This window comes from Bradyrhizobium sp. (assembly GCF_019242285.1).
Classification (GTDB): Bacteria; Pseudomonadota; Alphaproteobacteria; order Rhizobiales; family Xanthobacteraceae; genus Bradyrhizobium.
Genome location: NZ_JAFAVV010000676.1, coordinates 1 through 11,350 on the forward strand (window position 1 = coordinate 1; position 11,350 = coordinate 11,350).

Annotated in this window: 9 protein-coding genes and 1 tRNA gene; 3 read left to right on the forward strand and 7 right to left on the reverse strand. The window is 64.8% G+C overall.

The features are described from left to right. Positions 1-174 precede the first annotated feature (174 nt). The 3 genes from JOY90_RS27440 to JOY90_RS27450 form a co-directional block, all read right to left on the reverse strand. A complete protein-coding gene (locus tag JOY90_RS27440; RefSeq protein WP_291694236.1) occupies positions 175-402 on the reverse strand; it encodes an ABC-three component system middle component 6 in 228 nt (75 codons plus the stop codon). Further along, entirely contained in the window at positions 399-1,115 is a 717-nt protein-coding gene (locus JOY90_RS27445) for an HNH endonuclease signature motif containing protein (protein ID WP_291694237.1), read from the reverse strand. The genes JOY90_RS27440 and JOY90_RS27445 overlap by 4 nt, the downstream gene beginning before the upstream one ends. Positions 1,116-1,288: 173 nt before the next feature. Next, positions 1,289-1,365: transfer RNA gene (locus JOY90_RS27450), tRNA-Arg, on the reverse strand. 320 nt (positions 1,366-1,685) lie between these two features. Here JOY90_RS27450 and JOY90_RS27455 point away from each other — a divergent pair. Then, a complete protein-coding gene (locus JOY90_RS27455; RefSeq protein WP_291694238.1) occupies positions 1,686-2,765 on the forward strand; it encodes an LLM class flavin-dependent oxidoreductase in 1,080 nt (359 codons plus the stop codon). A 7-nt stretch (positions 2,766-2,772) separates the two neighbouring features. Here the strand turns inward: JOY90_RS27455 and JOY90_RS27460 are convergent, their stop codons facing one another. The 4 genes from JOY90_RS27460 to JOY90_RS27475 all read right to left on the reverse strand — a co-directional run bounded on the left by JOY90_RS27460 (position 2,773) and on the right by JOY90_RS27475 (position 9,400). Continuing rightward, positions 2,773-3,177 carry a YccF domain-containing protein gene (locus tag JOY90_RS27460; protein ID WP_291694239.1) on the reverse strand — a complete coding sequence of 135 codons (405 nt, stop codon included), beginning with the start codon at positions 3,175-3,177 and terminating at the stop codon, positions 2,773-2,775. A 118-nt stretch (positions 3,178-3,295) separates the two neighbouring features. Continuing rightward, complete coding sequence (locus JOY90_RS27465; RefSeq protein WP_291694244.1) at positions 3,296-6,376, reverse strand: EAL domain-containing protein; 3,081 nt, start codon at positions 6,374-6,376, stop codon at positions 3,296-3,298. 133 nt (positions 6,377-6,509) lie between these two features. Beyond that, on the reverse strand, positions 6,510-8,264 hold the full coding sequence (locus tag JOY90_RS27470; protein ID WP_291694240.1) for an EAL domain-containing protein: 1,755 nt from the start codon (positions 8,262-8,264) through the stop codon (positions 6,510-6,512). Positions 8,265-8,431: 167 nt separating this feature from the next. Beyond that, entirely contained in the window at positions 8,432-9,400 is a 969-nt protein-coding gene (locus JOY90_RS27475; RefSeq protein WP_291694241.1) for an HWE histidine kinase domain-containing protein, read from the reverse strand. Between the two features lie 208 nt (positions 9,401-9,608). Between JOY90_RS27475 and JOY90_RS27480 the strand changes: the two genes are divergently transcribed. Continuing rightward, the gene (locus JOY90_RS27480) at positions 9,609-10,454 is read left to right on the forward strand and encodes an SDR family NAD(P)-dependent oxidoreductase (RefSeq protein ID WP_291694242.1); all 846 of its coding nucleotides are present in this window, start codon (positions 9,609-9,611) and stop codon (positions 10,452-10,454) included. A 2-nt stretch (positions 10,455-10,456) separates the two neighbouring features. Beyond that, complete coding sequence (locus JOY90_RS27485) at positions 10,457-10,951, forward strand: cupin domain-containing protein (RefSeq protein ID WP_291694243.1); 495 nt, start codon at positions 10,457-10,459, stop codon at positions 10,949-10,951. Positions 10,952-11,350: the final 399 nt, after the last annotated feature.

Here is an 11,350-nt window from a genome sequence, read left to right on the forward strand (position 1 = left end):
CGGACGTGTTGCTCCCTAAGCAGAAGTCGATAATCTCGATGAGGGTAGACTTCCCTAGCGCGTTCGTCGTGTCCTTATCGCCCGCCGTGGTGGAACGATCGGCAAGAATGAGGTTCACGCCGGGCGTGAATGTGGCGTTATGAAAACCCCTCCTATTGGCGCGCACCGCCTTAATCATGATGTGGTCCTGACGATCAGGCCGTCTTTGATGTCAATGGCGCCGATGAGATAGAGAAGGTTCGAGGCGAGAACGAAGCGCTCGAACGTGCCGACATTGGGCTCCGTGCGAATGCGTTCCCACAGACCCGAAACGGTCATGGGTCCGCTCAGATGCGCTAGCACGGTTGCGCCGATACCGATTAGCGCTTCATTCTGCGGGATGTGCTTGGTCGGCAGGATCATTTTTCGAATACATCGCAGATTTCGAAGAGGTAGATCAGCACGGCGACTCCGGCGGTCTTGTCGGCCTGACTGTGCATCCCTTGCTGCGCGAAGTCGCACATCAACTCGAACAGCTCGTCACCCTTGTGCCCTTGCTTGCGCAGGGCATAATATTGCTCAAGGAAGCCGGCCTTGAGTCGCTCGGGGAAGTCTGAATCCAGCCGGGCCTCGACCTCGACATAGGCTGCGATGGTCGATCTAGACGTCAAGCCGGCGGCGATGATATGGCGCGCGCCATTCGAGAGGTGGTTCTTCTTTATCTTCTCATCTGGCGAAATGATATCGAACGATCCGTTACCCGCGGGCGCTTGCTTGGCCACCCAGGAGACCGCGTTCTGGAGCTCCGGAAAGGCAACGTATGCGAACGCCTCCTCCATGGCCTGCCGTACCTGTTTCTCGTGTGCCTCCTTCAGGGCTTGAAGTGCCGACACGGGCCAGTCGGCCTCCACCTTATCGATGATCGTGTGATGGTCCGTGCACATGTAGATGAGATTGCGTACGCTGTCTCGCTCCTCATCGGTCATGGATGAGTCGTAGCGTGCTGCGCCGGGCTTCTCGCCACGGATGTGCGCGGCTTCTCCGATATATGTATCGTCCCCTACCTTGGCTTGGTAGGTGAGATGCTTGCCGCATTTCGGGAAGGCGCAAACTCCGCCGCTCCGAAACGCCAACATGATTCTTGTCGGGTAAGCTCCCATTGCCATTTCTCGTCAGCGTGCGGCCACGGAAGCGCCGCGCTGATCTAGAAGGAGCACAACCGTCCCCAAGGTGATGAATTAGGAGGGCGGGAAGTTTCGTCACGACTAAAAGGACCCGCAGAATTGAAGCTCGGTCTTTTTGGCAAAGTTGGCGCACCCGACACGATTCGAACGTGTGGCCTTCGCCTTCGGAGGGCGACGCTCTATCCAGCTGAGCTACGGGTGCTTGCTGCTTACGCAGTGCTTACGCGGATTTCGCGACTGAGTTAACCCCAACGCGCTGCCCTCGCAAGCCTTTGCACTTCAATAGTCTTTCTTCCTCGCTTTTCGCACCAGCAGACTTGACACCTGCCTTCGGAGGGCAACGCTCTATCCAGCTGAGCTACGGGTGCGTACCCGCTTTCTTTAGCCGATTGGTCCGGCATCGGCAATGGCGGCGCGGCAGTTCGAGCGCGGCCGGGCGGCGATGGCTGCGGCGCCATTGTCGGCCGCGGTGCAGGCTGTAGACTGCTTGCGTCCGCTTCCCGACAGTCCGAGGTAAAACCGATGCGTCCGCTCGAATTCGGCTGGTATCTGCCCACGCATGGCGACACCACGGCCTATGGCCTGGCCGAGGCCCAGGTCGCGGGATCGGCGGAGCTGTGCGGGCGCGTGGTCGACGCCGCCGAGGCGGCCGGGTTCGACTATCTCCTGATCCCGGTCGGCTCGACCTGCTGGGAGGCCTGGATCTCGGGCGCCTTCATGGCGGCGCGTTCGTCCAGGATCAAGCCCTTGATCGCGGACCGGCCCGGCTACGTCAATCCGGTGCTGATGGCCAAGATGATCTCGACCTTCGACCAGATGTCGGGCGGCCGCATCTGCATCAACCTGATCGCCGGCCAGAACGAGAGCGAGGTCGAGGCGGAGGGCGTGCGCCACGCCAAGGAGCAGCGCTACGAGCTGATGGAGGAGGAGGTCGCCATCCTCAAGGCGCTGTGGAGCGCACGCGGGCCGGTGCATTTCGCGGGCAAATTCCACACCATCGCCGGCGCGCATGTCAGGCCGCGGCCGCTGCAGCAGCCACATCCGAAATTCTATCTCGGCGGCGGCTCGCGGCAGGCCTGGGAGTTGTCGGCGAAGCATTCCGACGTGCACCTGTTCTGGGGCGACCTGCCGGAGCGCGTTGCCCGGAACATCGCCGAGATCAGGACCATGGCGCGGGCGCATGGCCGCGAGGACGCGATCGGCTTTGGCATGCGCTTGCAGGTGATCTGCCGTGAGGACGAGCGCGACGCCTGGGCCGCGGCCGACCAGTTGGTGCGGCACGCGAGCGAGCGGCAGAAGCAGGAGATCAAGACGCTCTATACCCGCTCCGAGGCCAACCGCCGGGTGCAGGAGCTTGCCCGCGACTACGGCGACCTGCTGCTGCCGCATCTGTGGACCGGCATCACCAAGGTGCGGCCCGGCGCCGGCATCGCGGTGGTCGGCAATCCCGCGCAATGCGCCGCCATGCTGCAGCAATTCGTCGATGCGGGCTGCCATTCGTTCTGCCTGTCCGGCTATCTGCACGACGAGGAGGCCGAACGCTTCGGGCGGCTGGTGCGACCCATCCTGGCCGAGAACAACCGCGGGCGGCTGGTTGCGTGAAACGGAGTCAGGCCGCCACGATCTCCTTGCCGATCGGCCAAAGCGCGATCCCGGCAAGCTTGAGATGCGCCCAGGCGAAGGGAAGCCCGATGATGGTGATCGCGAACACCACCGCGTGGATCAGGTGCCCGAGCGCAAGCCACCAGCCGGCGAGAACCAGCCAGATCAGGTTGCCGATCAGGCCGAGCGACCCGGTGCCGATGTCGCCGATGCCCGTGATCTCGTCGCGGCGCACCGCCCGCGATCCGAACGGCAGCAAAGTGTAGATCGCGATGTTGAAGGCGGCGCGCGCCCAGGGCAGGCCGACGATCGTGATCGCCATGATCACGGCGGCGACCATCCAGCCGAATGCCATCCAGGCGCCGCCGAGGAGAATCCAGATCACGTTCAGAAGCAGGGACATCGGTTCCATGTTCTCCCCCGTCCTCCATCGCATGGGATGCTGACGCGAATATAAGGATGCGCCGGGCCGAGGCGATAGCCGGCCGGCGAAAATTATCCATGGACAGCGGCGCGATGCCGCGCGGGCGTCAGGCCACCGCGCCCGTCTCGCGTGTCCCGGCAAACAATTCGCGCAGTTTCGCTGCCGGCCGCGCCGCGCTGAACAGATAGCCCTGCATCTCGGTGCAGCCGAGCTTCTTCAACAGCGCGCGCTGCGGCTCGGTCTCGACACCCTCGGCGGCCGTCGTCATGTCGAGGGTGGTCGCGATGTCGACGACCGCCCGCACGATCGAGGCCGAGCCGTCGGCATCGGTGATGTCGCTGACGAAGCAACGGTCGATCTTGATCTTGTCGAACGGGAAGCGCTTGAGGTAGCTCAAGGACGAGTTGCCGGTGCCGAAATCGTCGAGCGCGATGCGCACGCCGATGTCGCGGAGCTGGTGCAGGCTCTCCAGCGCGGCCTCGTCGTCGCGGATCAGCACGGCTTCGGTGATCTCGAGCTCCAGCCGGTCCGGTGCCAGGCCCGATGTCGCCAGTGCCGCAGCGACCCGCAGCGGCAGCGTCCGGCACTTGAGCTGGACCGGCGATACGTTGACCGCGAGCCGGACATGATCGGGCCAGGTCGCGGCCTCGGCGCAGGCGGTCCGCAGCACCCAGTCGCCGAGTTCGATGATCAGCCCGGTGTCCTCGGCCACGGGAATGAAATCGGCCGGCGAGATCATGCCGCGCTCCGGATGTCGCCAGCGCAACAGCGCCTCGCAGCCCGACACCGTATTGCCGTCGAGATCGACCAGCGGCTGGTAGTGAATTTCGAGGCTCTCTTCCGCGACAGCCCGCCGCAGATCCTGCTCCAGGGCGAGACGCGCATTGGCGGAAGCGCCCATGGCCGATTCGAAGAAGCGATGGGTTCTCCGCCCGCCGGACTTGGCGGCGTACATCGCCAGATCCGCGTTCTTGATCAGCTGGTCGAGCTCGATGCCGTCGCGCGGCGCCAGTGCGATGCCGATCGAGGCATCGGTCGAGAGCTGGTGGCCCAGGCAGTGATAGGGGCTGCGGATCACCGCATAGAGACGGCAGACGAAATCCTCCACCTCCTGGACCGAGCCGATCGCCGTCTTGATGACCGCGAACTCGTCGCCGCCGAGCCGCGCCACCAGGTCGTCGTCCCCGGTACAGCTTCGAATCCGGTTCGCCACCGACCGCAAGAGCTCGTCGCCGACATGATGACCGAGCGAGTCGTTGATGCCTTTGAATTCGTCGATGTCGATATAGAGCAGCGCGAATTCGCCGCCCTGCCTGGTGCGTTGCAATTCGCGCTCGATCCGCTCGCGGAACAGCACGCGGTTCGGCAGGTCCGTCAACGCATCGTAATGGGCGAGGTGGGCGATCTTCTCGTCGGCGAGCCGCCGCTCGGTGACGTCCTCGGTGACGTTGATGATGTAGCTGGGATTGCCGGCCTGGTCGCGGATCGCGATCCGTTTCGAGGTGATGATGCAGCTGCCGCGCGTGCGGCTCTCCCAGCGGTGATCGTCGATGAACAGGGTTTCCGCCGATTGCAGGGCACGGTCGTCGTCCTCGGTGACGCGCCGGGCGACCGGCTCCGCGAACAGTTCGAACGGGGTCCTGCCGACGATTTCCGCACGCGAACGCCCGAATTCGGCCTCGGCCACCTCGTTGGCGAGCACGTAACGGCGCTCGCGGGCGTCCTTGACCGTGATCTGAATCGGAATGTGGTCGATGATTTCGCGCAGGAAGGCGTAATTGCGGTCGCGCTCCTGCTCGAGATTGCGGTGCTCGGTGATGTCCTCGATCGTCGCCACCCAGCCGCCCTGCGTCAGCGGCTTGTTGACGATCTGGAAGCAGTGGCCGTCGGGCGTTTCCAGCATCCGCACGTGGACCTCTCCGCGCGCGACGTTGCGGATCACCCCGTCGCAGAACTCGTCGACATCACCGTCGAACGTGCCGGTATCCTTGCGCAGCTGAATCAGCTCGCGGAACCGAAGTCCCGGCCTCATCAGCTCGGCCGACAGCCCGTGCATGTCGAGATAGCGCTGGTTGCAGGTGACCACGCGGGTCGACGAATCATAGAGGACGAGCCCCTGGGTCATGTTGTTGAGGGCGGTGTCGACCGTGTGCTTCTCGGTTTCCAGCCGCTGCTTGGCCTCGCGGTTCTGTCGCGCGATCTGCAGGATGATCAGCGACAACAGGAGGGCGATCGCCGCGGCGAACAGCACCGCAGCGGCGATCAAGAGCCGGGTCTGGGCCCGCCAGTCGGCCAGCGCGGCGTCGATCGTCCTCGTCGCCACCACCGCGATCGGGAAGCGACTGAGCAGGGCGGCCGAGCCCAGCCGGTCCAACTGATCGATCGGGCTCCTGACGCGCTGGGTCTGCTGCCCGCCCTTGCGCAGCACGTCCCTGAGCAGCGCCGCCCGCGCGAAATTCCGCCCGATCATCCTCTCGACATGCGGATAGCGTGCCACCAGTGTGCCGTCGGCGTGAAACATCGAGATCGCGGCCCCCTCGCCCAGCGAGACCGACGCGAAGAACTTCTCGTAATTGTCCGGGTCGATGCGCCGCGCCATCACCCCGAGAAAGACGCCGTCCTTGCCCGTCAGCCGATGGGCGAGGATCGTGGTCCATCCGCCGGTGAAGCGGCTGAGCACGGGCTCGGTCACGGCGTTCTGCTGCGGGTCGGATTTCAGGGTCTTGTAGAAGCCGCGGTCGGCAATGCTGATCTGTGGCAACGGCCAGGCATCGGATGAATTGATCAGACTTCCATTCTCGTCGAAGAGGTTGACGCTGCCGAAATAGGACGACACGCTGGCTTTTGCACGCAGCTCCTGGTGCGCCTCGAGCGTCGACATCCGCTGGCGGAACGCGTCCGCCGAGGCGAATCCGGAGACCTGGAGCTGCGCGATCAGGTTGGTGGCGATGATGTCGCAATCCTCGAACTGCCGGTCGAAGTGACGGGTGAGCAGCAGCACGGTGTTCTCGAGCTCGCGCTCGCTGTTGGAAAGCGCCCGCTCGCGAAACTCGCCGATCGTCAGGACGGTGCCGAGGCTGATCGCGGCGACCAGGAGGCCGCCGCAGGCGATCAGCCAGGCGATCGGGTCACGGCCTCTCGCCGCGCCGAGGCGCCGCCACGCGGCGGCCCTGACTCCGGAAGACATGAGTTGGGACGCGGCTCGGGACAGCCGGCCTTGCAGGTTCGAGATCAATTCGTGCAGCGGCCACGGCGCCCTCGAACGAGCGGCGATCAGAGCAGGGGTCCTGCGGCGTCCGGCGCCCGCCATGTCTCCCCTCCTACCGCCGATAACGTTCGCCGCGCGAATAGGCCGGCCGGTTCGGCTGCACGGCGCGGCTCGCCAGGCTGACGCGGGCCTCGCTCGCCAGCGGAACGGCCGGCCGCAACTCCTCGAGAAAGATCGGTCGCGAAAAGTAATAGCCCTGCGCGTAGCGGATCCTGGTCGCCGCCTGCAGATAGGCGAGCTCCTCGAACGATTCGAGGCCTTCGGCGATCACGGTCATGCCGAGCGCTTCGCTCAAGGATTCGATCGCGCGCAGGATGCCCTGGCTGCGCGGCCGCCTGTGGATGTCGGTGATGAAGGAGCGGTCGATCTTGATCTCGTCCGCCGTGATGTCGGCCAGCGCCGACAGCGAGGAATAACCGATGCCGAAATCGTCGATCGAGATGCCGACGCCGATGTTGCGGAGCATCGGCAGGATGTCCTGCTGGAACACGCTCTTGGTGACGAACGCGTCTTCCGTCACCTCGACGATGAAGCGCTTCGGGAAGCCGGTCGCTTCCAGCGCCCGGACGAAGGATGTCATGAATTCGGGATTGCCGGCCTGCTGGGCCGCGACATTGATGCTGATCGTGGCCTCATGGCCGAAGGTGTCGTTGATCAGGTCGATCGATTTGACGATCTCGGCGAGCACGAGATGCGTCAGCTCGTCGATCAGGCCGAGTTCGACGGCGAGATTGACGAAGGTGCCCGGCGCCTGGATCACGCCCGCATCGTCGCGCAGCCGCACCAGCGCCTCGATGCCCTTGATCTCCTGGGTGCGGATGTCGACCTTGGCCTGGAAAGCGCAGCAGAACCGCTTCTCCAGGATGGCGAGCCTGAGCGACTGCTCGACCTTCATCCGCGCCAGCGCCTCGTGCTCCATGCCGGCATCGAAGAAGGCGGCGGCGCCCTTGCCGCCGTTCTTGACCCGGTACATCGCGAGGTCGGCGTTCTGACGCAGCACCTCGTAGCTCCTGCCGTGGTCCGGGTAGAGGCTGACCCCCATCGAGGTCGAGGTGAAGATCTCCGATCCGTCGATGAAGAAGGGCGCACGCAGCCGATCCAGCATCTTCGCGATGAAGTCGGCGACGTCCTGCGTGCTCTCGATCGGCGCGAGCAGCAGCATGAACTCGTCGCCCGAGATCCGCGACAGCATGTCGGTCTCGCGCAATTCGCGCCCGAGCCTTCGGGCGAGTTCGACGAGCAGCGCGTCGCCGACCGTGTGTCCGTAATAATCGTTGATCTGCTTGAAATTGTCGAGATCGAGGAATGCCAGCGCGAACCGGCTCTGCGGATCATCTTGCGCCAGCATCTTGTTGACACGGTGCTCGATCACCCGGCGCGTCGGCAGGTCGGTCAGCTCGTCGTAATAGGCCGAGCGGAACAGTTGATCCTCGAACGCCTTCTGTTCGCTGATGTCGGTGGATGTCGAGATCAGCAACGGGCGTTCAGCGATGCGGACGGGCCGGTGCGAGGTGAGGAGCACCTGCCTCGCCCGGCCGTCGCCGATGCACTCTTCCGTCAGCGCGGGCCGGCCGCTGCGCAGCAGTTCGACGGCATTCACCTGACGGTGGCCGAGCCGCGTGGGCGTCGCGGCATCGCCGGCCGCGAGGCCGAGCTGCGCGGCTGCGGCATCGTTGACGAGCACATAGCGGCCGTGCTCGTCCTGAACGGTCACGCCGGCCGGAAGCATTCCCAGGATGTTGCGCAGGAAGTCCAGCTCGATCTGGGCGGCGTGCCCGTCATCGGCTTCCACTGGAGGAATCCGCATCTGTTGTCCGGCGTGGCTGTGCATGGCCGGATTTTGCCGAGCTTCAGCTTCGTTTTGGTTAAGCGTTACGTAGAAATACGGGGCTGCTGCAACCGACAGGCGATGTAAGCGGGCGGGCGCCGAGATTCGTCATTAACGAGCCGTCAACGCCCGGCCAGGCAAACCGCTCATGCCTTCGGCAGGCGGCACTGCAGCGTGCAGTGCACGCCGCTTTTCAGGAAGGCGATTTCGGTCTTGCCGTCGAACGGCGTCAGCGCCGCCTTCAGGAGCTTGGTGCCGAAGCCGGGCGCCCCGACATTCTCCACGGCCGGCCCCTCGTTCTCGTCCCACGTCACCGAGAGGCGATCGTCCAGCACCGTCCAGGATACGTGCAGCAGGCCATGCGGCGAGGCGAACGCGCCGTACTTTCCGGCATTGGTGGCGAGCTCGTGGAAGATCAGCGCCAGGCTGACGGCGAGCCGCGCAGGCAAGAACAGCGGGTCGCCGTTCAAGGTGAAGCGGACATGGCCGTAGGGCCCGAGCTCGGAAAGCAGCAGATCCCTGATATCGCAGCCGCTGCCGTCGACCCGCGCGATCAGGTCGTCGGTGGCCGAGAGGGCCCTGATCCGGTGGTCGATGGCCGCCCATACCTGCGGCTGCTTGTCCAGCACCTGGTGCAGCACGGCGTGAATGGTGGAGGTCTTGTTCTTCAGCCGGTGCTGCAGCTCGCCGAGCATGAGCTTGCGGTATTCTTCCTCCTCGGCCAGCCGTTTCGAAATCTGCTGTTGTTGTGCGAGGATCGCCCGGTAATGCTCCACGCCCCAGATGAGGGGGCCCGCGATCGCCCAGAAAACCAGCAGCAATACGATTCGAGTCGGATCCGGTGCGGGCCAGGACGCGCTGAAATCGATGAAGCAGCCGAGTGCGCCGCCCAGGACCGCCGTGAAAATCCCGAACCGCGCGCCGCCGACCGCGGACGCGAAGAAGACCGCGGGAACATAGGGCGCGAAGAACAAATCAGGCCTGATTGCGGCGAGGCCCCAGCGCAGGGCCGTCGCCACCGCAACACAGAATGTCGAGAATCCAAGATTGAAAAGCGGCGAGGGTGGGGCGATGCCTTGCCAGCCGCGACGGAATTCATCGAGCAGCTTCATCATCGGTCACATAGGCCAACGGCCACGCCAAAACAGGGGCGGACTCGTGGGGAAAATATGCGCTTCCCCAACGCAAGCATAGCTTGCGCGGGACCGCGGGGTTCAAGAATATTAGCTCCATTCGTCAATTCGTCGGAATGCATTGTCGTGCTGGGTGGTCCGGGCGCCAGCCGTCAAACAAGGTTCACATTGTATCGGAGGGAGCAATCACATGGGTCGGCTCGATGGCAAGGTTGCAGTGATCACGGGTGCCACCAGCGGGATCGGCCTGCGCACGGCGGAAATCTTCGTGGCGGAGGGGGCGAGGATCGTGGTCGCCGGACGGCGCCAGGCGGAGGGTGAGGCGCTGGCGCAGCAGCTCGGCGTCGACTGCATCTTCCGCCAGACGGACGTGACGGTGGAGGACCAGGTGCGCGGCTTGATCGCGCTGGCGGTGGAGAAGTTCGGCAGGCTCGACTGCCTGTTCAACAATGCGGGCGGTCCAGCGCAGACCGGCGGCATCGAGGGCCTCGATGCCGATCGGTTCGATGCCGCAATGGCAACCCTGGTGCGCAGCGTCATGTTCGGCATGAAGCACGCCGCGCCCATCATGAAGCGGCAAGGCTCCGGCAGCATCATCAACAACGGCAGCATCGCCGGCCGGCTCGCCGGCTTCTCCTCCTCGGTGGTCTATGGCGCCGCCAAGGCGGCTGTGATCCAGCTTACCAAGTGCGTGGCGATGGAGCTCGGCGAATCCGGCATCCGCGTCAATTCGATCTCGCCGGGCGCGATCGCGACCGGCATTTTCGGCAAGGCGCTCGGCCTCTCGGTCGAGGCGGCCGAGAATACGCCTGCGATGCTGCGCGAGGTCTACAGGACCATCCAGCCGATCCCGCGCGCCGGCCTGCCGGAGGATATCGCCCATGCCGCCGTGTTCCTCGCCAGCGACGAGTCGAGCTTCGTCAACGGTCACGACCTCGTGGTCGATGGCGCGATCACCGGCGGCCGCAACTGGACTCAATCTCAGCAGGGCTATGTCGCGCTGCGCAAGGCCTTCGACGACGGTGCAGGAGGATGAAGATGTTCGCCACGACGATATTCTCTCCGCCGGCCGATGCCCGCCCGCTGCTGTTCGCAGGAATTGCCGGGTTGGCCTGCGCAGTCGCCATCGCCAGAACGCTGCCGCTCGCATCCGATGCGATCTCGCGCGCGATCGAGCCGCTGTGCGCGACGGCCGCGTCCTCGCCGCTCGACAAGGTCGAGCCGATCGGGTCCTATGCATTGCCGAACGTGCCCGGCAAGCGCGTCACCATCGTGCGGGTGTTCTACGGTCCCGGCGGCTTCACCCGCCCGCACCGGCATGCTGGATCGGTGACCGCCTACATCACCAAGGGCGAGATCCGCTCGCAGCTCGGCGGCGGTCCGGTCGAGACCTTCACGGTCGGGCAGTCGTTCTTCGAGCCGCCGGGCTCGACCCATCTGGTCTCGGCCAATGCCTCGAGCGCCGAGCCGGCGGAGCTGATCGCGGTGTTCGTCGCCGACGAGGGCGCGCAGCTCACGACCTTTCTTGATTGAAACGATCCGTCGTGCCACGCCGCAGCCGTAGAGTGGGCTAAGACGCGACCGCGTCCGCCGTAGCTCGCAGAGCGAAGGCGGAAGCGTCGTGCCCACCATTCTTTCGATAACATCGCTCTGGGTGGTGGGCACGCTCCTGCCTTCGCGTGGTACGCTTCCGTGTATGTCGCCCGCTTAGCCCACCCTTGCGATTCGCCGCGTTCGTCAACTTCCGTTTTTCAGAAAATCATTTGACGCCAACCCCGACTCAGTGGCATTATGCGCCCGTCCCGCCTCGATGAGAGGGGCGCATCGCGATCGTCACGACACGCGGGGTGGGATGCGATGGACGTGACGCGTCGCCGGACGAGCGGCGCCGTTGCGGACTGCGAAAGCGTGTGGTCCTGATCCCGCGACGCT